Raw genomic sequence first — 25,783 nt, forward strand, 5'->3', positions numbered from 1 at the left:
GCTCTGTCCTCGCTAGATAGGAGAATGATTGTGCGCCGGCTTTCAAACTATTTGTACATATTTTATTCATTTGTTTTCTTACTGGATGTCGTCCACCTTTTTTGGAATAACTCTGTTTTATATATGATCATAGGTGTTCTAGGAATCATTATGACTGCGATCAGTTTTCCGCGTTCCGATCGTGTATTTAAGATTCTCGGTATCATTCTGTTGGCTGCCGGAGTCTTTTTCTTTTTTTCAGGTGAATCTACTTTGAGGGAGATTCCATTGTTCTTTGCGGGAAACATTAGCTTACTATTTCTCTTGTCCATGCTTCCTTGGATGAACAGTGTCGTAAAAGCAGGTAGATACAATAAACTCCTTCAGTCTTTACTTGGCAGTAACGCTAAAGGGTTAGGTGCATTATACGTGCGAAGTGAAATCACGATGGTATCTCTAGCAGCTTTTTTAAATCTATCATCCGCAACGATTTCTCAAGACTTATTGAAGGAACAGTTGAAAAGAGTAAAAACAAAGGTGAGGAACAGCTTCATTTTGATGGCGACTTTAAGAGGGTACTCCCTGGCATTGCTATGGAGTCCGCTTGAAATCTTGCTGGCTACTTCGATCTTCATTACAGAGGCCAGTTACTTAGAAGTACTGCCATGGATGCTGTTGATTGCTGTTCTTGGCATCTCTTTTGACTCCTTGATAGGAAAAATATTCTTTGATAAACAAGAAATCGAAGAAAGTTCTTCTTTAGAGAACGGTTCCGGCCAAAGCAAACGAAAACTTATGCAATTTATTACGGCACTTGTGCTCTTCTTATCTGTCGTTGTCTTTTTAGGAAACGTTGTTCAATTGGACTTTTTGTTTGCGGTTACCATATCTATTTTTCCTTTTGCCCTCCTTTGGGCTGTGCTCGTAAAGCGTAGGAAAAGCTTCTTGCATATTGGCTGGCCCACTTGGAAATGGAAGACCAATCATTTAAGCAATTTTATTGTACTATTGTTAACACTGTCTTTTTTAACAGAAACGTTGAATGCATCCCCTTATTTGAAATACTTGCAAGATCCAATTGTCGCCCTTGAGGGGAACCCGCTGCTCATCATGCTCTTTATTCAAGCTGCTTTCCTTGTCATGACGTTATTAGGCGTGCATCCGATTGCTACGATGGGAATTTTCGGCGGCGTAAGCGAGTTATTGATCGGGACGTTTCCACCTGTGACACTAACGATCCTTCTTTCCGCCTGCGCAATTGCTACGGTACCGTCTGCCCCTTATGGACTCATCGTCACGATAACTTCGGTGGCGCTCCGGATGAATCCGTATCAAATCGTCTTGAGAAACTTGCCATACAGTCTACTGTTAGGTTTTCTCGGCATCGGGGTGGCATTGCTTACCCTGCTGATCTATTAGAAAAAAATCTTGCAACTGCTCCCTAACATGAAAAAACCAGACCCTTATGGCATAGCCCAGGGCCTGGCTTTTTTTCTATTCTTTCACTTTATACATCCATAAAGCAATAAAGAAAAATCCTCCGCAAATAGCACTGATCCATCCGAATCCACCCAAAAGTTCAAATGAACCAGAGACATAGCCAAAGCCCAGCCCAACGATCACGAGTGTCACGTTTCCACCTAAGGACCAGAACGATTCAATGGTGGATCGCTGTTCGGAGCCGATTCGGTGGTGCAGATACCCAGCAATTACTGGTTCGACGAGCCCATCAAAAAGATAAACCACAAAAATGAGGGCGATGCCGGTCCATCCAGGTGAAATCGTCAATCCGAAAAAACCGAGAGTGAAGACGGCTAAGACGTTCAAGAGAAGTGTTTGTGTATTGAATCTTTGAGTCAAGAAATGAGCGGACAATTGACCAAGAAGACGAATTAGAAAAAACAATGCCATAAATAAACCGAACGATCCTACTGGCATCCCGGCATCTCTTATATAGAGCTGCCAAAATTCATCTAGGAAGGTGAACGCTGCACCAAGAATCATTCCGGAGAGCAGGCTCATCCAGAGCTCGGGGTGGGAGCGCAGAACCTGAATCGATGCCTTCATATGAGCAGCGGCTGATTCTTGCCCTTTTGTTCTTTCCGGTTCAGATAAAAACATGGCGAGAATGAACGCTGCACTTAAAGCCATTAGCGAAATCCAGTAGTTTTTAATCAGTCCATATTGTGTGGCCATCCAGCTTCCAAGAAAAGCGACGGCGATTGTCGTCACAGTACTGAAGGCTTGCAGGTAACCAACGTACTTTTCAAACTGAATTTGCTTTTTTTCTTCCATCAACTTGTCATACACAAATGCATATAAAGCTCCACTGCTGCATGCTGTTCCGATAGCGGCAAAAAACACAGCGAGGCCAAAGTGCCAAAACTCAGTTGCACCGATGAGAATAGCGAACTCAAGACAGCCAAAGAAAGCAGCCAATTGAATAAGTGGTTTGCGTCCAATTCGATCGGCAAGTATTCCGGTAGGAACTTCTGCACTGATAATGGTTACCGCATAGATGAGCTCTGTCCAGACAACCATCTCCACATTCATGCCGCGCATTTCCCAGAACAGTCGTTCAATGACATACGCGGGCACGAAGCTTTGTAAAAATTCAATAACGTATAATAGTCGAATGTTTTTCATAATCGCTCCTCCTTTTCCCTTGTCTTGATCAGACTTAGAAAAGGAGGAGCACGCTCACTCGTTACGGTTACAAATTAACAAGGAGGGCGAATGATAAGTGACATAACATGATCTCCTTCCATTGATTTTAGTTTCATTATAATTGGTTTTCGTTGTGGAAAAGAACGATATTGGTCGTTTTCGGTAAATAGTAAGCAATCATACAAGTTCCATTTCCTACACTTCTGCCATGTACTCCTTTGACATCTCGATAAACTCACGCACCGCAAATGGCAAGTACTTGTTCTTTTTCCACACCATCCCTAGCTCAAGACTGAGGCTTGAATGCTCTAATGGGATTGCCACGATCTCTCGGTTTTTAATATCTGTAGCAATCTGGCTTGGTAGGAGAGCTATCCCTACTTTTGCCTCGACCATTTCAATCATGAAGTCTCTATGCGAGCTATGACAAACGACATTCGGGTAGAAATTTTTGCTCTTACATTCTTCGATGATCCTATCATGGAGCGTGAAGTCCTCTCGGTAAAGGATGAAGGATTCTTTTTTCAGTTCGCTTAAATCAATGAACGGCTTTGTAGCAAAGTCACTTTCTTTATGAACCAGCAGCATAAGTGGATCATTGATGACCTCGAGCGTGTCGAAACTGTCAGATTGGACAGGCAGGTTGCACACAAGTCCAATATCCAGTGAGCCGTCCTCGACGCCCTGCTTGATCATTTTTGAGCCGACTTCGCTTAACAGGATTTTAATTTGAGGATATCGATCACGGTAATAGCTAATAATTTTTGAAAAAAAAGCTGCCCCGGTGATCGGGGGAATGCCAATCTTGATTTCACCTTTTTTTAAGTCGATAATGTCGCCGAGCTCTGAAGTTAAATTATGAAAGGCGTCCAGGACACTGACGGCGTTAACGAGTACGGCTTTCCCCGCATCGGTCAACTGCAGCTGTTTGGATCGGTAAAATAACGGAACGCCTAATTCAGTTTCCAGCTGTTTGATCACTTTGCTTAGGGATGGCTGAGAAACATGCAGGGATGCGGCTGCTTTTGTAAAACTTAATTGTTTAGCTACTTCTGAAAAATACTCCAAATGACGAATATCCAAAAAGAATCTCTCCCTATTTTTCTGACCTAGTAGCTACCTCGCAACGATCAACTCAGTTATAACGAAATGGAATAATATAAATTCCAAATATATATTTTCGATATGGTAATTTTTATTATATGATAAATAACGACGAATAGATAGAATAATATGACAATTTATGAAAGCGTTTTATATTAATGAAGGAGGAATGAACTGTGAAAGACTACGTTACAGTTGGCAAACTTCAGGTTGCACCTGTGCTGCATGAGTTCATCAACAAAGAAGTAATTCCAGAAAGCGGAGTTTCGAGTGATGATTTTTGGTCAGGCTTAGAAGCGATCGTTCATAACCTTGCTCCGGAAAACAAAGCATTATTGCAAAAACGTGAGGAAATTCAAAATAAAATCCACGAGTGGCACAAGCAAAATTCTAAAATAGATTCCGAGGCTTATAAAACCTTTTTAAAAGAATTGAACTATATTGAACCCGAAGTTGGAGATTTCGAAGTATCGACGAAGAACGTCGATGATGAGATTGCTGTGCAGGCAGGACCTCAGCTTGTTGTTCCTGTCAATAATGCTCGTTATGCGATCAATGCAGCAAATGCACGCTGGGGGAGTTTATATGATGCCTTGTATGGAACTGATGTGATCAGTCAAGAAGGCGGGGCTGAAATTAAAGGAGATTACAATCCTGTTCGTGGAGATAAAGTTATCGCTTATTCGAAAGAATTTCTAGATGAAAATGTACCTTTAGACGGTGGATCGCACAAAGATGTGAAGTCTTATCAAATCGTTGATGGTCACTTGTCCGTAACGCTTGAAAATCAAGAAACAGCCGGTTTAAAAGACGATGCACAGCTCGCAGGTTTTCTCGGTCAGCCGGATGCTCCTGAAGGGGTACTACTGAAAAATAATGGTCTTCATTTAGAGATTCAAATTGATCATAATGATTCAATCGGAAAGACAGACAAAGCAGGAGTCAAAGATATTCTTGTGGAATCAGCGGTTACAACGATCATGGACTTCGAAGATTCTGTAACAGCGGTTGATGCTGACGACAAGGTAGAAGTATATCGTAACTATTTAGGTCTTCTGAAAGGTGATTTGTCGGTTTCTTTTAATAAAGGCGGAAAAGAAATCAAACGTGAGCTCAACCCTGACCGGACGTACAAGACTCCGGACGGTGGGGAATTAACGTTGTCTGGTCGATCTCTTATGTTCGCACGTAATGTCGGTCATTTGATGACAACAGATGCAGTTCTAGATGAAAACGGCGATGAAATTCCAGAAGGGATCATGGATACCGTAATTACCGGACTGCTCGGGAAGCATGATGTGCTGAACAATGGCCGTTATCAAAATTCGGCTAAAGGTTCAGTGTATATCGTAAAACCGAAGATGCATGGATCCGAAGAAGTCGCTTTTGCGAATGACTTGTTTAACCGCACAGAAGATTTGATGGGCTATAAGCGCAACACACTGAAAATCGGTGTGATGGACGAAGAACGCCGTACAACGCTCAATCTGAAAGCTTGTATCAATGAAGTAAAGGAACGGGTTGCTTTTATTAATACAGGATTCCTTGATCGAACTGGCGATGAAATTCATACATCAATGGAAGTTGGACCAATGATCCGCAAGAATGATATGAAAGGTTCGACCTGGCTGAATGGCTATGAAAAATCAAACGTCCGTGTCGGTCTGGCCAGCGGTTTCCGTGGTAAAGCACAGATCGGTAAAGGAATGTGGGCGATGCCTGATCGGATGGCAGAAATGCTGGCAACGAAAGATGGTCAGTTGAAAGCGGGAGCTAATACTGCCTGGGTTCCATCTCCAACAGCGGCTACGCTGCACGCGCTTCACTATCACCAGATCGATGTCGGGAAAGTGCAAGCAGACATGTCCAAAGATCATGGCGATCTGAAAAATGATATTTTGCAAATTCCCGTAGTGGAGAATGCGAACTGGAGTCCTGAAGAGATTCAAGAAGAGATGGACAACAATGCACAGGGAATTCTCGGCTACGTCGTCCGCTGGGTGGAGCATGGCGTGGGGTGTTCGAAGGTTCCAAACATCAACAACGTGGATTTAATGGAAGACCGTGCAACGCTCCGCATATCCAGCCAGCACATGGCAAACTGGCTTCATCATGGAATTGTAACCGAAGACCAGGTGCTTGAGACGCTGAAGCGAATGGCGAAAGTCGTTGACGAACAAAATGCGGATGATCCTGAATATGTTCCGATGTCTCAGGATTATGATCAGTCCGTCGCTTTTCAGGCCGCCTGTGACCTTGTCTTGAAAGGGTATGATCAGCCAAGCGGCTATACAGAGCCGATTCTGCATCGCCGCCGCAGGGAAGCCAAAGAAAAAATATATGCAAATAAATAAAGTCCTACACAACAAGAGCCATTAACTAGTACGTTAGTGGCTCCTGTTGTATCTATAGTGCTTTCAACCTACACGTTTGAAGCGACTTATCAGATATGTGATGTCCGAAAGGGTGAGTGTTTTGGAAATAGAAAAAATTTCACCAAAAAAAGTTTCCGAACTTGTGGAAGAGCAGATGGAAACGTTCATTCATTCAGGGAAGTTTCAACCCGGGGAAAAACTGCCCTCAGTTCGTGAGCTTTGTGATCTTTTTGATGTAGGAAGATCAGCTATGAGAGATGCAATGACTGCGTTGAAAGGAAAGGGCCTGGTGGAGATCAGGCATGGCGAAGGGATGTATATCTGTCATTTTGATCCGACGAAGCTGCTGAACCATTACTTGCTTTTACCAGATAAGAATGACATCGAAGCTTTGTTTCAAGTGAGAGAGATGCTTGAGGCAGGCATGGTAAAACGGGCAGCACAGTTCCGATCAGAAGAAGATTTGGAAGCGATGAAACTTGCAATCGGAGAAATGAAAGGGAAGAAAGAAGGTCTGGGAATAGCGGATTATAGCTTTCACAATGCGATTGCCAAATCGTCCGGGAACCATATCCTGTTCCAATTGATGGAGTTTATTTCAGCAACGACTAAGAAGTCGATGGACGATTTTCACAGAATGATCGCTTCAGATGCTAGACTTCTAGAAGAAATCATCGGACAGCATGAGCGGATCTATGAGAAGGTTGCTGCGAGAGAGGTGGAGCGCTCCTGTGATGAAATGGTGGCTCACTTGGAGTATGTGCGAAATCTTATGAGGGAGAACAATGAAGAAAATACATTGAGAAGCGGCTGATCGTTTGAAAAATGTTTATCCCAATTAGAAACAAAAGAGGTGTGATGAATGAATATGAAAGGGATATCGGAGCAAGACGTTTCTTTTGAAGACAAGTTCGGTAATAAAGGCGCAAAGATTTTGAAACCGACGACAGAAGCAGAGATATCAGAAATTATTAGTGAGGCGGATGAAGAAAATATAAACGTCACGATTGAATCGGGAGGAACGAAACGTGGATACGGTGGTGTGAAAACAGCGTATGATTGGACACTTTCTTTGAGTGATTATAAAGGGGTAGTCGAACACAATGTCGGCGATATGACGGTGACTGTCAGAGCAGGTACAACTATTGCAGATCTTCAAGATTTTCTCCGCCAGCACAATCAAATGGTTTCCATTGATCCAGATTGGCCTGATCAAGCAACTATTGGTGGAGTCATTTCTTCAAATGAAAGCGGTTGCAAAAGGTTGAAGTATGGATCAGCAAGAGATTTAGTCATCGGGTTGAGGGTTGTTTACCCGAATGGCGAAATCATCCGTACAGGAGCAAAGGTAGTCAAAAACGTGGCCGGATATGACATGAACAAGCTTTTCATAGGAGCCATGGGAACGCTTGGAGTCATTACTGAAATCACAATGAAGCTGCGACCGATTCCAAAGTATGAAAGTCTCGTTCAAGTGTCTGTTCCAAAAGAAAAAAGTGATGAATTGAAGACATTGGCCGTCTCTATCCAGGATTCTGTGATCGAGCCTGTGTCCCTTGAACTTGTGAATCCAAGCTTATCGAAAAAATTGATGGGCCGTGAAGAGTATATGCTCTTGATTGCTTTTGAAGATGTAGAAAAATCGGTTCATTTTCAGGAAGAGTGGATGGAAAACCATAGGCCGCAAGGGTCATTTATTGAAGTCATACGACAAGATAAAGCAAGGGAGTTCTGGCGGACGTTCTCGGCACTTGCCCCTAACAGTCTCCAAGACGAACAATCCGCCAGCACCCAAGTCATCTTGAAAATTGGCAGTAAAAATATGGACGTGTTTAAGATTATGAAAGACTCAGAATCTATCAGCTCCTCTGTATCAATCGAAGCGCATGGCGGAATGGGACATGGGATCAGTCAATATACGCTTACCGGTGAGGAAGCAGAGGTTTTGAAAGCGATTCGAGAGCTTAGAAATGTAGCGGAGAGTAAGAAAGGATACGCTATTGGCAAACACTTGCCGTACAAGCTTCGGAAAGAGGTCGGCGCCTGGGGAGAAAAAACACCATCTTTTTTCTTGTTTCAGGGCATTAAACAAAAAGTCGATCCAAGGAACACACTGAACCATCAACGGTTTATAGGAGGGATTTAAATTGCTTAAGGAAATGGTGGAGTCCGAAAACAAATCAAGCCTGCCTTGTTCATCGACCAGTTTAAGCAATTACTTTGAAAAAGATCATCCTGATGAAGAAAAGTGGGCGGACTGTGTTCACTGCGGCATGTGCTTAGAGGCGTGTCCAACCTATTTGGAAACGGGACAGGAACAGCATTCTCCGAGAGGCCGCGTGCACTTAATCAAGTCCGTAGCAGAAGGAAAACTCAGCCTTGATGAGCAGTTGGCAGACCCAGTCTTTCAATGTCTTGATTGCCGAGCCTGTACAACCGCTTGCCCGGCAGATGTGGATGTCGGCGGATTGATTGAGGAAGCGAGGGGACAGATCCGTGAAGCGATGCCGTTAAAAGGCTGGAGAGGCGCGATAAGCAACTTTTTCTTGAAAGGACTTTTCCCGCATCAAAATCGCATGCAGACGATTAGTGGGCTGCTTAAATTTTACCAACAAAGCGGCGTTCAAAAAGTCATCCGTCAAACGGGGGCTCTGAAGGTTATGCCTTCACACCTCGCTGGGATGGAGTCAATCATGCCTGAAGTGAAGACTTCTGTACAGAAAAAGTATAAAGATATTGAAGTCATTCCTGCAAAAGGAATACCAAAAGCCCGGGTTTCGATGCTGACGGGCTGTATTATGGACGTCATGTTCAGTGATATTAATGAGTCGACCATCAATGTATTGACTCACAACGACAATGAAGTTGTCATTCCTAAGAATCAAACGTGCTGCGGTGCGCTGCATGTGCATGCTGGAGACAGAGATACAGGAAGGACGCTTGCCAAACAGAATATCGAAGCCTTTAAGGATTCTGAGAAAGTCGTTGTCAATGCAGCGGGATGCGGCTGTGCGTTAAAAGAATACCCGGAATTGTTCAAAGACGATCCGGAATGGAAAGCGAAAGCGGAAGAGTTTTCGGAAAAAGTTGAAGATGTATCCAAATATTTATATGACAGTGGGTATGAAAAGCCGAAAAGCGAGATTAATAAGCGGATCACGTACCATGATGCTTGCCACTTGGCGCATGGACAAGGTGTACGTCATGAGCCGCGCCAGCTTCTGAAAGACATACCTGGAGTGGAATACACCGAGCTCTCCAACGCCGATACGTGTTGTGGAAGTGCAGGCATCTACAATCTAACAAATCCTGAAATGGCGGGAGCGGTTTTAGACAGAAAGATGGAGCACGTGCCAGAAGATGTCGAGATGATCTCAATGGGGAACCCTGGCTGTATGCTGCAGATGGCGATGGGTGTTCAAAAATACGGAAGACGGAGCGAAATTGTCCACACGATCCAATTGCTCGACTGGGCCTATCAAAAAGACAAGCAGGCAAATGAAAAACCAGAAACGGTGAAAGGATGACGTGAATGTTTGGAAGGACTAAGAAAAAGAAGACGCATGAAAACCCACACATTGCTAAGTTAATCGAGATTGTAGGAGAAAAAGAGGTGCTTCATGAGCAAGGAGATCTCTTATCCTATGATTGTGATGGCTTCACGGTCCATAAGTCTATGCCGAAAGCCGTGGTATTTCCAAAGAATACCGAAGATGTGTCAGCAATCGTCCGCTATTGTGCCGCGAATGATATTCCTTTTCTGGCCCGTGGTGCAGGCACTGGTTTGAGTGGAGGAGCGATTCCACTTAACAATGAAGTAATTATCAGTTTAGTGAAAATGAAACATTTGCTAAGTGTCGATTATGAAAACCGGCAGGCGGTGGTGCAGCCAGGGTTTGTTAATTTGAAACTGACGAATTCCATCTCAGACAAAGGGTATTATTATGCCCCTGACCCTTCCAGCCAGTATGTGTGCACGATCGGGGGCAACGTCGCTGAAAATGCAGGAGGCGCCCACTGTTTGAAATACGGAGTTACAACCAACCACATTTTAGGGCTTGAGGTCGTATTGCCGAATGGAGAAGTCATAGAAATCGCAGAAGATGGAGTTCCTGACAGCCCTGGCTATGATCTTATGGGGCTTTTGACAGGGTCTGAAGGGACGCTTGGAATTGTCACGAAAATTACGGTGAGAATTTTGAAAAACCCTGAAGGTAAACAGACTGTACTTGCCTATTTTGATCGTGTAGAGGATGGCAGCCGCGCCGTTTCGGACATCATCTCTGCTGGCATTGTACCAGCGGCTCTAGAAATGATGGATGAGACGGCAATAGAAGGAGTCGAAGCTGGAGCCTATCCCGTCGGTCACCCTGACGATATTGAGGCACTTCTGCTCATCGAAGTGGACGGAATCACTGCAGGACTTGAGGAGCAGATCCAGCAAATTCTCAAAGTTTGTAAAGCTAGGAATGTAAGAGAAGTGAAAGTAGCGGAAAGTGAAGAAGAGCGAGGCCGATGGTGGGCCAACCGTAAGACTGGATTCGGAGCAATGGGAGCCATATCGCCGGACTACCTCGTTCAGGACGGAGTCATCCCGAGGAGTACGTTGCCGGAAGTGCTTAAAAATATTTCCGACATCAGTAAGGAATCAGGTTTAAGAATCGCAAACATCTTCCATGCCGGGGATGGCAACCTTCATCCATTAATCTTGTTTGATTCTCGTATTCCTGGCGAAACGGAAAAAGCGTTGAAAGCTGGAACCGCGTGCTTGAAAGCCTGCGCAGACGTCGGAGGTTCGATAACAGGCGAGCACGGCGTCGGGATAGAGAAAAAAGAAGAAATGAGGTTCATTTTTTCAGATGAAGAATTGGAAGCACAGTTAAGGATTAGAGAAGTATTTAACCCTGATGACTTACTAAATAAAGGGAAGCTGTTCCCAACACCTAGCCGCTGCATGGACGTAAAGAAAATCGTTAAAGACACCGTAGCTGTAAAATAATTTTTCTAGGAGTGATTGGATATGAAATTTACGAGATTTACACATAAAGATGTAACACATTACGGAGTTGTAACAGGTGATGATATCAGTGTAATTGAGGGAGATTTATATGGTGATTGGAGTTATACAGGTGAAGTGCTTCCACTTGAGCAAGTGCAGCTGTTAGCTCCAGTTGAACCGAGCAAAATTATCGGAATCGGTGCGAATTATGTGGGAAGCACAGAGGAAAGACCAGAAGAACTGCCGGAAATCCCAGTATTCTTCTTCAAGCCTTCTTCATCTATGATCGGTCCGGATGCAGAGATTATTATTCCAGACTTGGTGGACGAAGTGAAGTTTGAATCAGAATTGGCGGTTGTTATCGGCAAAGAAACCCGTAACGTTGCTGAAGAAGACGTACTCGATCATATCTTTGGGTACACCATTGGAAACGATGTGACAGCTCCTCAATTTTTCCATGAAGATGGGCATTGGACCGTAGGGAAGTCGTTCGATACGTTCACGCCGATTGGCCCATATATCGAAACAGATCTGGATCCTTCTCAAGTTGCTGTAAAAGCGGATATCAATGGTGTTGAAACACAAAACAGCCCGACGAACCTGATGATTGTGCCGCTTGCTCATATGGTGTCTTATTTATCAAAAGTCATGACGCTGGAACCTGGTGATGTCATCTTAACAGGAAGTCCTTTAGGGGCACACTTTGTGAAAAATCAAGATGTGATTGAGTGCAAGGTTGATGAAATAGGTACGTTGAGAAATCGAACAGTCAAGTCATCGGTTTCTGTAAAATCATAGAAGAGCTTAGTTCTAATGGAAAAAAGTTATCCGGATGAAAAGCAACCCGTTTCATTCGGATAACTTTTGCTCCGTTAATGATAATTCTTTCTGATAAGAGTTTAAGAGCAGTATTCTAGTAGCCGCAACTTCTAAATTTTGGAAGTTTAGGATCGTTGTAAAAGAATTCTACTAGTTATATCGTACCGACACTCGCACTATAAGCAACAGAATGAAGAGCTTTCAATGTGTACCGGGCTACTTAAAAAAGCAAACGCATACCACCTTAAAAACTTAGGGGATGAATTGCGTTTTTTGTCTACATTTATCGAAACAAGTAAATATTACTTAATTTTCCGAATATTGTTGAAAGTAAGGTCATCTGATCTTATAATGATCTTATGATATAGAAAGCGCTTACACAAATGTCTTTTTCCTTAGAAATGAAACGATGATTCGTAATAAGAAATAAGGAGGATAGAGGTTATTGGTCGTGTCCTTTAGACAAAAAACCAATGGAGGGTGAATCATGAACACCGGAACCTTAGCGTTATTATCTCTTTTACCGATTGTTGCTGTAGGTGTTTTTCTCGTAGGGCTCAGGTGGCCCGCAAGTAAAGCGATGCCGATTTCGTACATAGTTGCCGTTTTACTCGCTTTGTTTGTGTGGCAAGTACCTGGAGCTACTGTCGCTGCTGCCTCTGTCAATGGATTGGTTGTTGCTGCTACACTTCTTTATATTATCTTCGGTGCGATACTTTTATTGAACACGTTACAAGAAAGTGGCGGGCTGAAGACGATCCGGGAAGGATTTGTTGATATCTCTCCGGATAGAAGAATTCAAGTGATCATCATTGCCTGGCTGTTTGGTTCTTTTATAGAAGGATCTGCTGGTTTCGGTACGCCGGCCGCTGTAGCTGTTCCTTTACTTGTTGGACTCGGTTTTCCAGCTATGGCTGCTGTTGTTGCTGGAATGGTCATCCAAAGTACACCTGTTTCATTTGGTGCGGTAGGTACGCCTATTCTTGTCGGGGTTCAGACAGGACTGGCTGCTGATGCGAGTATTACGGACAATTTCCTAAGCCTCGTTACCATGGTCGGAGGACGGGTAGCCATTCTCCATGCAATTGTCGGAACGCTTGTCCCGCTATTTGTCGTTGCACTCATGACTAGGTTTTTTGGTAAAAACAAATCATTCAGCGAAGGGATTAAAGTTTGGAAATTCGCTTTATTTGCAGCATTAGCCATGACTATTCCTTATGTTATCGTCGCTAATGTGCTTGGTCCAGAATTTCCATCAATGATCGGAGGTCTTGTGGGTCTGGCTATCGTCGTGCCTGCAGCTAAGAAAGGGTTCTTGATGCCTCCTAAAGAGGAGTATTGGGATTTTGAAGATCAATCAAAATGGGATCCTTCCTGGTCGGGTAAAATTGAAATCAAAGACGTTGCGCATAAAAGTGGAAAGATGACTATGGTACGCGCATGGACACCATACATCTTAGTTGGTGTATTCCTTGTTTTAACACGATTGAAATCATTGCCGTTTCTTGAGTGGATCAAGTCATGGAATGTTACGATTCCATCCATTTTCGGAACAGACATAACAGCAAGCTTCCAGCCGCTCTATTTGCCAGGAACGATCTTTGTAGTCGTTTCTCTTATTACATTTGTGATTCACCAAATGAACGGCCAGTCTTATAAAAAAGCTTGGACTCATTCTGGGAAGACAATGATACCTGCATCAGCTGCCCTGCTATTTACCGTACCGATGGTTCAAGTATTCTTGAACTCCGGAGGAGGAGCGGCTGGCTTCGGAAGTATGCCGATTGAACTGGCGAATGGAGTTGCAGCTTTAACCGGGGATTTTTGGCCGTTATTTTCATCCTTTGTCGGCGGTCTTGGTGCTTTTATTGCAGGCAGTAACACTATAAGTAATATGATGTTCTCCTTGTTTCAATATGACGTAGGTGCGCAAATTGGTGTCGATGCTACTTGGATTGTTGCCCTTCAAGCCGTAGGAGGAGCAGCAGGAAATATGATTTGTGTGCATAATGTCGTAGCTGCTTGTGCGGTCGTAGGTCTTGTCGGGCAAGAAGGAAATATTATAAGGAAAACGCTGCTTCCATTCGTTTACTATGCCACCTTCGCGGGTGCACTTGGGTATTCGATCGTGTGGACGGCAGAAAAAGGAATCTTTAATATGGGTACGATTATTGTAGCCATCATTACGACGCTAGCCGTATATATTATCGCTACAAATAAAAGAAGAGCTCCTGCTAGTAACCTTGAAAATCAAAAACGGTATAAAGTTGTTAAATAACAAGAAAGCCAGGCCCTGTAAATTTCAAGGCCTGGCTTTTTGTATGGAAGAGTTATCGGTCTCTGGCATGTTGCTCTTGACCCAATTGCTTTTTCTTTCTCAAAAAACCAATTAGGAAGACAATTATTAGAATTATATAGAGAGTGAACCAATACAACGTCCAGCTCGAGGTGACAAAATTGCTGAAATCCATAACTGTTTTATGAAGGTGGTTACTCATTGCCCATGTTAAAACGGCAATAGGAATAATGAAGGGTCTATAGCTCTTCGAGTTGGCCAGGTGTTTAAAGCCCATCATTACCACTAGGAAACAGACGGTGGTTTTGAAAAACAGTCCTGTGATCCAAGCAAGTGCAATTAAGATTTCAATCCTTTCAAAGATGGTTGTAAACTCTATATCTCTCAAAACCGAATAAGTAGGATAGGTCTCCCTTGCTACCATATAAGCCCCATCGTTTCCGATGATAAGCAGGACGGCGATGATGAGCGTAAGTCCTCCTAAAGAAATTCCTGATAAATAAACGAACATCAATTGTTTCTTTTGCTGTACATAGTGAAAGAAATTACCTATTATTAGGGCTTCGATAAAAGGAAAGCCGAGTGTTGCATAAGCTCCTTCGAAAATCTTTCGGAAAGGTGTGTAGAAAACCGGTTTTATTTCTAAAAAACTGAAATCCTTAATTATCAAGATCAAAGACCCGCCTACGATGAAAAAAAGCAGTGGTGATAACAATTCATTTAGAAGAAATAGGTTTCTCACTCCATAAAGGGCCGTAAATGCGACAAGCGCAATCACTAGAATTTGATAAGTCCATGGGTGAGCAGTCGGGAATACACTTGCAACCATGAAATTACTTAAGTTTCTTACAACCATCGCGGCAAGGTGCAAGGCGTAGAACATGACGACAATATTCAATACAGTTCCAATCCATTTGCCTGTTACTCGGTCGATCAGACTAAATAGAGAAGGGTATTGGTGCTTTCTTAAGATAAGAACATAAACAAGATTCAATAGAAGTCCAAGTATGAACGCGATCAGCATGCTGATCCATCCATCCTGTTTAGCAGCAGCAACAGTAAGGGCAGGAGCCATCAAGATGGAGCTGAAAATGACAAAGTTAGTCGTTACCGTGAATAGCTGGTATTTTGTCAGTAGTATGTTCATGATGGACCTCCAAATAAGGCTGTGTAGATGGGTTTATATATGGCTCTCAGCCACTGGGTCACAGGAAAAAAAGGACGATCTAGTAAAAATCCAATGGTGTAGTACATGGAAAATAGCCACGCTCCGATAATAAACCCTTTTTCTCTCCAAGTTTTATTGTTTTTCTTCATTATTATCCACTCTCGCTCCAGGCGATTCCAAGTATGTGTTTACATGAGCCTGAATTTCCATATTCGCATATAATTCATCCCATTTATCCTGCACCTTTTCCCATTTCTTTGTTTCATTACGGAAGAGCTGATTGCGAATGCCAAAGTAATCAAGCTGTAATTCCTGTGCTTTTTTTAAAGAAGATGTCAGATCTTTTTCAAGGTTCTTATTTATGAGCTGCTGGAGATCATCGACACCTTGATTTGTAGATAGTTTTAATGGACAGGTGAATCCCTCAAGAATGATTTGGGCTTTTAAATTGATAACGTAGGTTAATTTACCATTCTCAATCTTAGGTTTAAAATCCTTTTCCATTTCTTTTAAATTGAATCCAACCGTGCCTTCTCCTTCATTACATGGGATGGAATAGGGCAATGTCTCGCTTGTATGGCTGGCGAGCAGCGCATAGCCTAGCGTATCTTTTGCAGTTAACCAATCTTTGAGTCGGTTGTTTTGAAAAGCTGCTAAACCAGTCAACCTCACTGCATTTTTATTTCCTTCAATATTGTTCAGAATCTCTACATTCGTCGATTTGATTTCCTTATCCACTTTTTCTACTCCAAGAGCTACGGGGTCACGGTTGTCCCCATAAGTCCATTTAATAAAGTCCTCAAGCTTGATACCATCCTGCATACCGTGCGCGCCTCCAGGTATAGCCACCATCCTCTCCATGGTAAACACGGATGAGTTTTCAATAGGAGTAAACAGGTTCATGATGGTTTCTGCTTTTTCTCCTTTGGCTATGAAAAAAAGGTAACTGTCTCGGATTTCGTAATGCCTCTCCATGTAATCAATCAGTTCTTTGACCCCCTGATTTCTTGCGTATTCCTCACCAACAACAAGCGCTGATATATGAGCAAAAAAAGGTTTTCTTCCCAGCAGTTCATTCACATTGGAAAAAGCTCCAATGACATCTTCCCCTTCACTTACAAATGTATAACTGGGAGCCTGGTTGTTGCCACCGCTTTCATGGCCGCTTGTACTAGCTTGTGGGTTGGTTGCTTTAAGAATGACTTTAACTCCGCCATGTTCTCCCTCATCGATCCCGATCCCCGAAAGGATGAGGATTTCATCCAGTTCATTTTGCGCGCTGCATCCACTGAGAAGAAGGAAGACAGCTATCATGCAGAAATGAATAATTCTCATAGGAATTAAACCCCCTGACTCTTCCTTTTTTTACGACTCGTCCACCAGAGAGGGAGACGGAAAAAGGTATCTTTTTGTTTGCGAATTTGAAAAGGGGCGAAAGGAGCCATGTAGGGCTGCCCCAAAGATTCCAGCGATACAAGATGGATACATAAGGCCAGGGTAAAGATGAGCATCCCGTAAATGCCCGACGTTGCTGCGAACAGCATGAGTATAAAGCGAAGCATTCGGGCAGAACCCGCCATAGAGTAATAAGGACTTGCAAAGCTTGCGATAGCTGTCAGTGATACAACGATTACGATGGCTGGCGATACGAGCCCTGCCGATACAGCAGCTTCGCCAATAACAATCGCCCCTACAATGGAGACAGCTGGACCGATGGGCCGAGGCATTCTAACTCCAGCTTCACGGAGAATTTCAAATACAGTCTCCATCACTAATGCTTCAATCAATGCTGGGAAGGGAACACCTTCCCGCTGGGCTGTCAGACTGATCAACAAATTCGTCGGTATTAATTCCTGATGAAAGGTAGTTAACGCCACATAGGTGGCAGGTAATGAAAAAGCAATCCAAAACGCTATGAAACGAATTAATCGAATGAAAGTGGCTAAATCAAAACGGTTATAATAATCTTCAGCAGTCTGGAAATACGAAATGAATGTAACTGGGCCAATGATGGCAAATGGGGTTCCTTCCATCATAATGGCGAGCTTTCCTTCAACAAGAGCAGAACAGACAACATCGGGACGCTCGGTATTCGAAAGTGTAGGTATAGGTGAGTACCCTTTTTTTTCAATTAATTCCTCAAGCATTCCCGTTTCAAAAACTTCTCTTGGCTTCGCATTAGTCAATCTTTCTATTGCCATCTCCAATGCTGACTCGTTAACCAGCCCTTCTATATAAGCCACAATCACCGGCGTTTGAGTGATTTCACCGACAAGATATTGTTTAAATCTGAGGGCAGGATTCGAGATTCTTCTCCGAATTAGAGTCGTATTGATAGAGAGCGTCTCGACAAAGCCCTCTCTTGGCCCTCTTATCACTGTCTGGGAGCTTGGCTCTTCAATCGATCTTGTTTCCCACCGCTGATCAGCTGTTATGAATGCTTCCTTTCCTTTCTTAACAAATAAGATGACATTTCCGCGCAGTAATTGATCTAGGATCCTGGAGAAATTGGACGTTTTACTGAATTTTTTAGGAAGCTGAATATGCTGTTGAAAGTCTTTTTTTCCAAAGTCCCATGGAGACTGATGTTCTTTGAACCAGTCCATAAGCGGGAGAATCACCGTCAGCTCCAATTCGTCACTGCTGATCATTCCATCTATATAACAAACGGCAAAAGCATTGTGTTTGAATGTGTACACTTTTGAGATCAGGTCAGGGGGGTACCCGAGACTTTTAGCGACCTGGTTGACGTCTTTTTCCACATCTCCTGAAAGGCTCAGGTGGCTGTAATTCCCTTTGCTCAGGTGAGGTGGAAAAGTCTGATCCTTTCCCATAATAAAACTCCTGTCGTTTTTTAACTATTCTTGGTAAAATGCCCATCTTCTATACTACGAAGGGGTTGTAATTCAAGTCTCCCACAAAACAAAGCATTCTTATAAATGTACAGATCCGCAGCATAAAATGTTTCTCTCAAGGGTAATCAAATAAGAAATGCTAAAGTTGGAAGCAATGAATGGAGGAATGGATTATGCAAAAAATGAACAGGGGATTATTGACTGCGTTATCGTCGATCGGAATTGCCCAAGCATTAAAAATCATTACACATAAAAGGCTGACAGGAGATTGGGATGTGAAGCAGGTGGCGACAACTGGAGGGATGCCAAGCTCCCACTCGGCAGGTGTATCCGCGCTTGCAAGTTATATCGCATCTAATAAAGGATCACGTCATACGGAAACGGCGCTCGCTGTCACCTTTGGAGTGATCGTCATGTACGATGCACAAGGAATCCGCCGGCATACGGGGGAAATTGCGCAGCTAGTCAACGATCTTGAAGATAATTTTGCTGAGATTGCCGGAGATTTCCCAAGCTTCGAATTTGTTGAACGAGAGAAGGAATTAAAAGAGTTATTAGGCCACCAGCCTATCGAAGTACTGGGCGGTGCAATCTTAGGCGGCGTCTTAGGTTTTCTTTCTGCAAAATTTGAAAACAGACGCTCTAATATCGATGGCTAGATCAAAATGCACTTACTTCTTCGCTCCCAATTAAATGCTGTTGAAGAGACGAAGAGATTATATTTGGATAGGAATTAGTAATCGAATAAAAAGAGAAAGATCGAGAAGATTAAGACCAGGAGGTGCTTGAGATGAAAAAGCATAATCATCCTTATCATGAACTGAAGAACGATACATTCGCAAGTTCAGGGACGAACATTGATGCAGTCAAACGCCAAAACGAACGTTCTGGCTTATCCTATAATGAAGTCAAGGAGTTATTAGCCAAAACAACTGGCGGACGTGGCACGAGTATCTATAGTGATACCAATGTGGAAGAAGTACGAAAAGAAAATCAGCAATCGCAACGTGATTGACGATAAAAGTGCCTGCCCAGAACATCCTGTGCAAGGCACTTTTATTTTTTTCATTAAGGGACTACGATAGAGGAAAGAGAATAAACGAAGAATGAAGTAGAGAGGCTAATGTAGTGTTCTTTACAATTAAGTCAAATCATAAAAAGGTGATCAATATGGCAAGCGAAAAGCAAACCTTAGCAACGGCATGGAATTTTGACAACAGTTATGCCCGCCTTCCGGATATATTTTTTTCAAGAGTCACACCGACTCCTGTACGTTCACCGGAGTTAGTTGTTTTTAATAGGCAGTTAGCAGAACAGTTAGGATTGGAGACTGGGAAACTGGAAACGGAAGCTGGAGTAGAAATACTTGCAGGGAATGAAGTTCCTGAAGGTTCCCTTCCGATTGCCCAGGCTTATGCTGGTCATCAATTCGGGCATTTTACGATGCTTGGAGATGGTCGGGCCGTATTACTTGGCGAACAGATTACACCATCAGGAGAACGAAAGGATATCCAGCTCAAAGGATCAGGTCACACCCCGTATTCACGTGCGGGAGACGGTCGAGCCACACTTGGACCCATGCTTCGTGAGTATATCATTAGTGAAGCAATGCATGGTTTAGGTATTCCGACGAATCGGAGTCTTGCTGTCGTGAAAACGGGCGAACCGGTCATTCGTGAAACGGAACTCCCTGGCGCCATTGTGACACGAGTTGCGGACAGCCACTTACGGATAGGTACTTTTGAGTTTGCTAGGGGACAGGGAGAAGAGGAGCTTCGAGCATTAACTGACTATGCGATCGAGCGCCATTATCCAGAGCTAAAAACAGAAGAGAATAAATACGTTGCGTTTTACCGGGAAGTCGTAAAGCGTCAAGCCGCATTGATAGCAAAATGGCAGCTGGTCGGATTTATTCATGGCGTTATGAACACAGATAACATGACAATTTCTGGAGAAACCATTGATTATGGTCCATGTGCCTTTATGGATGAATATGACCCGGAAACTGTGTTCAGTTCCATTGATATCCGCGGGCGCTATGCGTATCAAAATCAGCCGCCGATTGGAAAATGGAACCTTGCGCGTTTTGCTGAGACTTTGCTGCCGCTTTTCCATGAAGATCAGGATGAAGCGGTAGAAATTGCTCAAGGTGTTATCAAAGAATACGATGAGCTGCACTATAGTCACTGGCTAAACGGCATGAGAGCTAAACTCGGATTCCTTGACGAGAAGAGTCAGGATAAACCGCTGATCGACGACTTGCTCGGGATCATGCAAAAGCATAAGGCAGACTTTACAAATACGTTTCGTGCGTTAACTTTTGATAAGCCAGAAGAAACACCTATGTATGAATCAACGGAATTCACAAATTGGTACGACCAGTGGAAGAAGAGACTGGAGAGGCAAGAGGGGTCTAAGGAGTCCTCCCAAGACCTGATGAGGAAATCCAATCCTGCCGTGATTCCGAGGAACCACCGGGTGGAGGAAGCCTTAGAAGCCGCAGTTAGTAACGAGGATTATTGTGTGATGGAGCGGCTCCTAAACGTACTTTCAGATCCTTATGCACATTCTGCTGAACAGGAGGAGTACGCGAAACTGCCTGAGCCATCAGACCGTCCATACCAAACGTTTTGCGGAACGTGATCACTTAGAAGAAATCACCAAAAGGTGATTTCTTTTTTTACATAAAAAGGTCACTTCAAGCGATGAAGTACATTCACTCGCAATGTTGCATAGGATACTTTTAGAAAATTTTGAAGGGAATGAGCTGAATGTACTACGGTAATCCTATGTATCAAAACCCTTATTACGTTAACGCTCCTATGAATGACTCCTATTACAGGTCAGGAAACAATGAGCAAGTTATAGAAGCTTTACTTACTGGAATCAAAGGGGAAGCGGAATCGATTGATTTATGTAGCAGATTGGCTAATGCTGCACCAAGTCAAAATCATAAAAATGAAATTTTACGTACGATAGAAGAGGAAAAGAACCATTTGAACCATTTTACGAATCTGTACGTCTCGCTTACAGGAAACCAACCTGAATATGAAATCGACAAAGCAGATTTCGAGAGCTATCAAGAAGGACTCCAAAAGGCATATCAAGCAAAATTAGAGAATTATGAAGCTTATCGACAAAGTTACTTACTTACCCAGCATACTCCGCTTCGAGATATTTTTGGGAAGGCATGCAACGATGAGGCAGCTCACGCCTATCGTATAAGTGCATGGGCAAACCCCCAGGACGGCCGCATTGATTTGAAGGATTACGGGAAACAACCATTCGTTTTAAATATTGACGAAGCTACGAAACAGAATGATACGTTCAGGACAGCCTTATGGACAGGGGATCACCTGCAAGTGACATTAATGAGTATCGGTGTCGGTGAGGATATCGGTTTGGAACTCCATTCTGATGTCGACCAATTTTTACGCATTGAACAGGGGCAGGGGCTAGTTCAAATGGGTGATGCAAAGGACCAATTAGACTTTCAGGCAAACGTTTATGATGACTTTGCGATCATGGTTCCAGCGGGTAAATGGCACAATCTAACCAATACGGGGAATCAACCACTTAAGCTTTACAGTATTTATGCCCCGCCTGAGCACCCATTTGGTACGGTTCACCCGACGAAAGCGGATGCGATGGAAGCAGAAGAAATGTAGGTTTGGGTGATATACTTTATTATTTGAGCGATTCTGTAGGATAGTCGGTTGATTTTGACGGATGAGAGATCGATTCCTACCAGACTTTTGAGTGATAACATCCAGAATTTCATTGATTTCTTACACATATTTATAAGGCTTATTGATAAAAATAAGCTTGTTCGATTACTTTTTTACAGGAGTTGAATGAGTGATGAGTAAAAAATCAAAGTCTAAACGGAATATCCAAAAAGGCAGAGATGCTGTACAGCCTAGTACAGGAGAAGACAGAATCACGATTTCAAAAACGAGTAAACAATTAGACGAACGCATTAAGTAATTTAAAAAGACGGAAGGCTGCTGTGGCAGCTTTCCGTCTTTTCATTCTTCCTAAAAACTCTTCAAGTCTTGCGGATTTGCAGATTTGTTTCCGACTCCTTGAGAGTTATAAATCTCCTCTAATAAGGCTCGCTCTTCTTTCACCTGGTGAAGGTTTGACAGTTCTTTTCGCTTCTTTTCGAAGTACACCGATAACCAATCAACCCAGCTGGGATGAGCAGCAACAGCATAGCATCGGAAGCCTCCCTTGAAGTTGTGTCCCTAAAAGTTATGTAATATTACTATTTTCTTAAGTTGATGGTATTATTCCACCAGTATTCTAAATCACTCGTATTCTAGGTATTTTGAGTTTGTACTTGTAATAGGATAGGGATGACTGGAAAATAACTCGTCCAGCTGAATCCCCCAGATACTCGTATCATAAGGAGAAATCAACCGAATGAAAAGGCATTTTAATTCTGAATTTCTACTTATGCGAATTCACTTCGAAATATTACCTATATTTTTAAAGAGATCCTTGAACAATAACCAATTTTTGGATCGTTTCACAGGGAAGGCTGGAGGGAAAAAGTTAGCAAACAATCGCATAGATAGAGGTGTATAGGTATGCTTTTTTCTGGAACAAAATTCTCGGATCTTTCCCCAACATCAGTGTTCCTCATTCTCCTTGGTTTTCTTTCCCTCGGTGGAAGCATTTATTATTTTATCGATCTGGCGGCAGGTGTTTTACAAGAGGAAAAATTCGCTGTTGATCAACAGGCATTTGATTTCGTAAGAGCCACATCATTTGATGGTCTCGAACCGATTCTCAAAGTGGTTACACAAGCAGGGTCTGTCATATTGATTGCGGTCGCTTCTCTAGCGCTTGCCATCTATTTATTATTCTTTTCTAAGCTGAGCCGGTGGGTTGGCATTTATTTTATTGTAAGTATGGGTGGAATAAGTTCACTTACGGCACTATTAAAATCTCAGTTTGGAAGAGAACGACCAGAATTCTTAGGAGAATACCACGGCGCAACGTCCAGTTTCCCAAGTGGCCATGCGGCGGGGGCATTTGTTTTCTACTTTTTTATCATTTATCTTGTCTTTATTAGCCATTTAAGAACACAATGGAAGTGGATAATTAACATTTCTTTAGCTCTGATTGCACTAATTACCGGCATTACTAGGGTTTATATGGGTGTACACTTCTTTACAGATGTTGCGGCAGGATTTCTGTTTGGTCTTGCGTGGCTGTTGATTTGTATCATTGCGCTAGAAGTTACTCTTTGGCACCAACGAAGACGTCAGGAAGAGTATAGAAGTGAGCACGAACGCAAAAGCCACACAATCAAGAACGTATATGCATCTTCTTCTGATGGGAAGAAAATAGAATAGAATCTGTATTCGAATTTAGTGAATTCGGGTATTAGGAAAAGAAGGTCTGTCACACTCTGCTTCTGCATAAGTGACAGACTTTTTTTCGATGGAACGAGCGAAGGATGACTTTGTAGAGTGTATAGAAAGGGCTTGATGTGTGAGTATAGGGTTTTGGTTGAAGGGGCGGAGGGATTTAATGTTAAGTGAAAGATCTACTTTTAGTTTCAAAACCACCCCAACCATCGAGTTAATTATTTCTGACCTCATCAACATAGGATATTGGAATAATTAAGCCTTATTATGAAAACTATGCTCAACACTAAGAAAGAATAGCAGCTAATCCATAGGGAGGCGTTCATAATAGCTAGAAAAGTGATTCTAAGTCGAAAAGGTTTTGATAGTAGTACAGGCGGGAAACCGAGCCCTATTTTGGGGGATAAGCTTGCTACCTTTCACATTCCAAGAGCGGATACGGGTATTTTTTATAAAAATCTCATGTTTACTGAAACGGAAAGCTACCTTGATATTATGAAAGATCTAGGAATTAACACCTTCTCGGAGACGCACCTGGACCCCGATCTTGATTCTTCTATATGGAAGAACCGAGAGGACGGATGGAGAGGATTATTCGGACAAAGCGGTATTTCGCAAGGGACATTGCATAATAGAAAGGTAGGTCCTGGAGATCTGTTTCTGTTTTTTGGATGGTTTAAGCAAGTTGAAAAAGTAAACGGAGTGTACAGGTATGTCCCTCATGCTCCTGACCTTCACGTGCTTTTTGGATACTTAGAGGTTGATCAAATGATTGACGTGAATGGAGATAAGGAAATTCCTGAGTGGGCGGAGTATCATCCCCACATCCAGGCTAGAGAAGAGTTGAAAAGTAAGCGGAATGCAATCTATGTAGCGAACCGTAACTTTTCTAAAGATAGAAAAAAGCGTGGATGGGGTACTTTTTCTTATAGAGATGAACTTGTTTTGACCCAAGAAGGAGCAAAGAATCGCACCGAATGGAAAATTCCTCTCTGTTTTAAAGGCGAGGAGGCAAAGTTTACCCACAATATCAAGCAGTGGGAAGAGGAGACGGATGTGATAAGGATGCAGACCTCCGGCAGAGGCGATCAAGAAATGTATGTCAGTGACAACAAAGAAGTAGTCAATTGGGCAGAGAGTCTAATAATAAACGGACCGGCACGTTCCTGATAGAGACGCTTGTATAAAAAGATGTGCAATGATGGAAAGATCAAAATGTGGGAATCCAGGATTCGCACGATCGGTTTACAGGCCGGTTGTAAAAGAAAGAACGTCCCTGGGTCAATGGGAACCAGGGACGTTCTATTCATATTATTCTTCTTTCATCCACTGGGGTTTACCGAATCCCTCGAACTCTTCATCCATGATTTTTTCAAACTCATCTGATTCGATTACTTCACGGATATCTTTGACAAACTGCTTGTCCAGATCTTCTGTATTTACAGCAACACGGTTGCGGTAATCATCTGGCATGTCTTCCAAGGCCAATGCTTCAAGGAGATCCATTTCCGCAGCTAGTGCATAATTACCTGGGACCATAGCCAGGTCTTCACTATCAACAAGTCGAGGCAGCTGGCCGGCTTCTACTTCTACAAATTTGATTGATTTTGGATTTTCCTCAATGTCTTTAAGGGACGCACGAAGAGGATCCACATCTTCTTTAATCTTTACCAAGCCTTCTTTTTCTAACACGATCAGTGCCCGGGCAAGGTTTGTTGGGTCATTGGGGACTCCCATCGTACTGCCTTTTTCGATACCTTTGATATCCTCAAATTCGTTGGAATAAATACCCATAGGAGCTGTGGGAACGACAATTACTTCAGATAGATCAAGGTTGTGCTCTTTAGCGAAAGATTCTAGATAAATTTTATGCTGAAAAAGATTGGCGTCTAAATCACCGTTTGCTAGAGCTTTGTTGGGCTGAACATAATCCGTGAATTCTTTGTTTGTCACTTCGTAGCCTTTCTCTTCTAGTAGAGGAGCGATTGCTTGATTGACCATATCACTATACGGTCCGGATGTAGCTCCGAAGCGTATAGTCTTTTTTTCTGATGCATCTGCATCACCTGATGCTTCCTCTCCACAGGCTGCTAGAAAGGCAACGGAGAGTAGGGTAAGAAGCAATAAAAATAATTTCTTCATG

The 25,783-nt window shown here is 42.9% G+C and carries 22 protein-coding genes; 15 read left to right on the forward strand and 7 right to left on the reverse strand.

Features of this window, described 5'->3' with window-relative positions; translation table 11 throughout:
- Positions 1 to 30 precede the first annotated feature (30 nt).
- The gene (locus tag ACRYKC_RS06050; protein ID WP_433805840.1) at positions 31 to 1,398 is read left to right on the forward strand and encodes a hypothetical protein; all 1,368 of its coding nucleotides are present in this window, start codon (positions 31 to 33) and stop codon (positions 1,396 to 1,398) included.
- Between the two features lie 75 nt (positions 1,399 to 1,473).
- Here the strand turns inward: ACRYKC_RS06050 and ACRYKC_RS06055 are convergent, their stop codons facing one another.
- Together ACRYKC_RS06055 and ACRYKC_RS06060 are read right to left on the reverse strand one after the other, a co-directional pair.
- Positions 1,474 to 2,625, reverse strand: coding sequence for an MFS transporter (locus ACRYKC_RS06055; RefSeq protein ID WP_433805841.1), 1,152 nt, complete (start codon positions 2,623 to 2,625; stop codon positions 1,474 to 1,476).
- 216 nt (positions 2,626 to 2,841) lie between these two features.
- On the reverse strand, positions 2,842 to 3,729 hold the full coding sequence (locus ACRYKC_RS06060; RefSeq protein WP_433805842.1) for a LysR family transcriptional regulator: 888 nt from the start codon (positions 3,727 to 3,729) through the stop codon (positions 2,842 to 2,844).
- A gap of 197 nt (positions 3,730 to 3,926) precedes the next feature.
- Between ACRYKC_RS06060 and ACRYKC_RS06065 the strand changes: the two genes are divergently transcribed.
- The 7 genes from ACRYKC_RS06065 to ACRYKC_RS06095 all read left to right on the forward strand — a co-directional run bounded on the left by ACRYKC_RS06065 (position 3,927) and on the right by ACRYKC_RS06095 (position 14,221).
- Entirely contained in the window at positions 3,927 to 6,104 is a 2,178-nt protein-coding gene (locus ACRYKC_RS06065; protein ID WP_433805843.1) for a malate synthase G, read from the forward strand.
- 121 nt (positions 6,105 to 6,225) lie between these two features.
- Positions 6,226 to 6,939: a FadR/GntR family transcriptional regulator gene (locus tag ACRYKC_RS06070; RefSeq protein ID WP_433805844.1), complete on the forward strand. Its 714-nt coding sequence runs from the start codon at positions 6,226 to 6,228 to the stop codon at positions 6,937 to 6,939.
- Positions 6,940 to 6,987: 48 nt separating this feature from the next.
- Complete coding sequence (locus tag ACRYKC_RS06075) at positions 6,988 to 8,271, forward strand: FAD-binding oxidoreductase (RefSeq protein WP_433805845.1); 1,284 nt, start codon at positions 6,988 to 6,990, stop codon at positions 8,269 to 8,271.
- A gap of 13 nt (positions 8,272 to 8,284) precedes the next feature.
- Positions 8,285 to 9,652 carry a (Fe-S)-binding protein gene (locus ACRYKC_RS06080; protein WP_433806178.1) on the forward strand — a complete coding sequence of 456 codons (1,368 nt, stop codon included), beginning with the start codon at positions 8,285 to 8,287 and terminating at the stop codon, positions 9,650 to 9,652.
- A gap of 5 nt (positions 9,653 to 9,657) precedes the next feature.
- Positions 9,658 to 11,124: an FAD-binding oxidoreductase gene (locus ACRYKC_RS06085; protein WP_433805846.1), complete on the forward strand. Its 1,467-nt coding sequence runs from the start codon at positions 9,658 to 9,660 to the stop codon at positions 11,122 to 11,124.
- A gap of 21 nt (positions 11,125 to 11,145) precedes the next feature.
- Positions 11,146 to 11,922: a fumarylacetoacetate hydrolase family protein gene (locus ACRYKC_RS06090; protein ID WP_433805847.1), complete on the forward strand. Its 777-nt coding sequence runs from the start codon at positions 11,146 to 11,148 to the stop codon at positions 11,920 to 11,922.
- Between the two features lie 508 nt (positions 11,923 to 12,430).
- Positions 12,431 to 14,221 (forward strand): L-lactate permease, encoded by a 1,791-nt coding sequence (locus tag ACRYKC_RS06095; protein WP_433805848.1) that lies wholly within the window; start codon positions 12,431 to 12,433, stop codon positions 14,219 to 14,221.
- Positions 14,222 to 14,273: 52 nt separating this feature from the next.
- Here the strand turns inward: ACRYKC_RS06095 and ACRYKC_RS06100 are convergent, their stop codons facing one another.
- From ACRYKC_RS06100 to ACRYKC_RS06115, 4 genes are read right to left on the reverse strand one after another with little or no spacing between them, the layout of a single operon-like run.
- Positions 14,274 to 15,386: a GerAB/ArcD/ProY family transporter gene (locus ACRYKC_RS06100; protein WP_433805849.1), complete on the reverse strand. Its 1,113-nt coding sequence runs from the start codon at positions 15,384 to 15,386 to the stop codon at positions 14,274 to 14,276.
- Positions 15,383 to 15,556, reverse strand: coding sequence for a hypothetical protein (locus tag ACRYKC_RS06105; protein WP_433805850.1), 174 nt, complete (start codon positions 15,554 to 15,556; stop codon positions 15,383 to 15,385). The genes ACRYKC_RS06100 and ACRYKC_RS06105 overlap by 4 nt, the downstream gene beginning before the upstream one ends.
- Complete coding sequence (locus tag ACRYKC_RS06110; protein WP_433805851.1) at positions 15,540 to 16,742, reverse strand: Ger(x)C family spore germination protein; 1,203 nt, start codon at positions 16,740 to 16,742, stop codon at positions 15,540 to 15,542. Before ACRYKC_RS06110 ends, ACRYKC_RS06105 begins: the two co-directional genes overlap by 17 nt.
- A 5-nt stretch (positions 16,743 to 16,747) precedes the next feature.
- Positions 16,748 to 18,241 carry a spore germination protein gene (locus ACRYKC_RS06115; RefSeq protein ID WP_433805852.1) on the reverse strand — a complete coding sequence of 498 codons (1,494 nt, stop codon included), beginning with the start codon at positions 18,239 to 18,241 and terminating at the stop codon, positions 16,748 to 16,750.
- 194 nt (positions 18,242 to 18,435) lie between these two features.
- Here ACRYKC_RS06115 and ACRYKC_RS06120 point away from each other — a divergent pair, with 194 nt between their 5' ends.
- From ACRYKC_RS06120 to ACRYKC_RS06150, 7 genes are all read left to right on the forward strand, one after another.
- Entirely contained in the window at positions 18,436 to 18,921 is a 486-nt protein-coding gene (locus ACRYKC_RS06120) for a divergent PAP2 family protein (RefSeq protein WP_433805853.1), read from the forward strand.
- A 131-nt stretch (positions 18,922 to 19,052) separates the two neighbouring features.
- On the forward strand, positions 19,053 to 19,277 hold the full coding sequence (locus ACRYKC_RS06125) for a gamma-type small acid-soluble spore protein (RefSeq protein WP_433805854.1): 225 nt from the start codon (positions 19,053 to 19,055) through the stop codon (positions 19,275 to 19,277).
- Between the two features lie 155 nt (positions 19,278 to 19,432).
- Entirely contained in the window at positions 19,433 to 20,905 is a 1,473-nt protein-coding gene (locus ACRYKC_RS06130) for a protein adenylyltransferase SelO (RefSeq protein ID WP_433805855.1), read from the forward strand.
- Positions 20,906 to 21,033: 128 nt separating this feature from the next.
- Positions 21,034 to 21,930, forward strand: coding sequence for a cupin domain-containing protein (locus tag ACRYKC_RS06135; protein WP_433805856.1), 897 nt, complete (start codon positions 21,034 to 21,036; stop codon positions 21,928 to 21,930).
- 193 nt (positions 21,931 to 22,123) lie between these two features.
- Positions 22,124 to 22,249 carry a hypothetical protein gene (locus tag ACRYKC_RS06140; protein ID WP_433805857.1) on the forward strand — a complete coding sequence of 42 codons (126 nt, stop codon included), beginning with the start codon at positions 22,124 to 22,126 and terminating at the stop codon, positions 22,247 to 22,249.
- Between the two features lie 605 nt (positions 22,250 to 22,854).
- Positions 22,855 to 23,625 (forward strand): phosphatase PAP2 family protein, encoded by a 771-nt coding sequence (locus tag ACRYKC_RS06145; protein ID WP_433805858.1) that lies wholly within the window; start codon positions 22,855 to 22,857, stop codon positions 23,623 to 23,625.
- A gap of 354 nt (positions 23,626 to 23,979) precedes the next feature.
- Positions 23,980 to 24,810: an Nmad3 family putative nucleotide modification protein gene (locus ACRYKC_RS06150; protein WP_433805859.1), complete on the forward strand. Its 831-nt coding sequence runs from the start codon at positions 23,980 to 23,982 to the stop codon at positions 24,808 to 24,810.
- Positions 24,811 to 24,951: 141 nt separating this feature from the next.
- Here the strand turns inward: ACRYKC_RS06150 and ACRYKC_RS06155 are convergent, their stop codons facing one another.
- Entirely contained in the window at positions 24,952 to 25,782 is an 831-nt protein-coding gene (locus ACRYKC_RS06155; RefSeq protein ID WP_433805860.1) for a MetQ/NlpA family ABC transporter substrate-binding protein, read from the reverse strand.
- Between the last annotated feature and the right edge of the window lies 1 nt (position 25,783).

The organism is Halobacillus sp. A1-3 (assembly GCF_050971765.1).
Taxonomy (GTDB): Bacteria; Bacillota; Bacilli; order Bacillales; family Halobacillaceae; genus Halobacillus; species Halobacillus mangrovi_B.

What these genes read in the sequence shown, in the direction of transcription:
- ACRYKC_RS06055 (WP_433805841.1), bottom strand. Translation starts at nt 2,625, where the DNA reads ATGAAAAACATTCGACTATTATACGTTATTGAATTTTTACAAAGCTTC.
- ACRYKC_RS06075 (WP_433805845.1), top strand. Translation starts at nt 6,988, where the DNA reads ATGAATATGAAAGGGATATCGGAGCAAGACGTTTCTTTTGAAGACAAG.
- ACRYKC_RS06080 (WP_433806178.1), top strand. Translation starts at nt 8,285, where the DNA reads ATGGTGGAGTCCGAAAACAAATCAAGCCTGCCTTGTTCATCGACCAGT.
- ACRYKC_RS06085 (WP_433805846.1), top strand. Translation starts at nt 9,658, where the DNA reads ATGTTTGGAAGGACTAAGAAAAAGAAGACGCATGAAAACCCACACATT.
- ACRYKC_RS06090 (WP_433805847.1), top strand. Translation starts at nt 11,146, where the DNA reads ATGAAATTTACGAGATTTACACATAAAGATGTAACACATTACGGAGTT.
- ACRYKC_RS06095 (WP_433805848.1), top strand. Translation starts at nt 12,431, where the DNA reads ATGAACACCGGAACCTTAGCGTTATTATCTCTTTTACCGATTGTTGCT.
- ACRYKC_RS06100 (WP_433805849.1), bottom strand. Translation starts at nt 15,386, where the DNA reads ATGAACATACTACTGACAAAATACCAGCTATTCACGGTAACGACTAAC.
- ACRYKC_RS06105 (WP_433805850.1), bottom strand. Translation starts at nt 15,556, where the DNA reads ATGAAGAAAAACAATAAAACTTGGAGAGAAAAAGGGTTTATTATCGGA.
- ACRYKC_RS06110 (WP_433805851.1), bottom strand. Translation starts at nt 16,742, where the DNA reads ATGAGAATTATTCATTTCTGCATGATAGCTGTCTTCCTTCTTCTCAGT.
- ACRYKC_RS06115 (WP_433805852.1), bottom strand. Translation starts at nt 18,241, where the DNA reads ATGGGAAAGGATCAGACTTTTCCACCTCACCTGAGCAAAGGGAATTAC.
- ACRYKC_RS06120 (WP_433805853.1), top strand. Translation starts at nt 18,436, where the DNA reads ATGCAAAAAATGAACAGGGGATTATTGACTGCGTTATCGTCGATCGGA.
- ACRYKC_RS06125 (WP_433805854.1), top strand. Translation starts at nt 19,053, where the DNA reads ATGAAAAAGCATAATCATCCTTATCATGAACTGAAGAACGATACATTC.
- ACRYKC_RS06130 (WP_433805855.1), top strand. Translation starts at nt 19,433, where the DNA reads ATGGCAAGCGAAAAGCAAACCTTAGCAACGGCATGGAATTTTGACAAC.
- ACRYKC_RS06135 (WP_433805856.1), top strand. Translation starts at nt 21,034, where the DNA reads ATGTACTACGGTAATCCTATGTATCAAAACCCTTATTACGTTAACGCT.
- ACRYKC_RS06140 (WP_433805857.1), top strand. Translation starts at nt 22,124, where the DNA reads ATGAGTAAAAAATCAAAGTCTAAACGGAATATCCAAAAAGGCAGAGAT.
- ACRYKC_RS06145 (WP_433805858.1), top strand. Translation starts at nt 22,855, where the DNA reads ATGCTTTTTTCTGGAACAAAATTCTCGGATCTTTCCCCAACATCAGTG.
- ACRYKC_RS06155 (WP_433805860.1), bottom strand. Translation starts at nt 25,782, where the DNA reads ATGAAGAAATTATTTTTATTGCTTCTTACCCTACTCTCCGTTGCCTTT.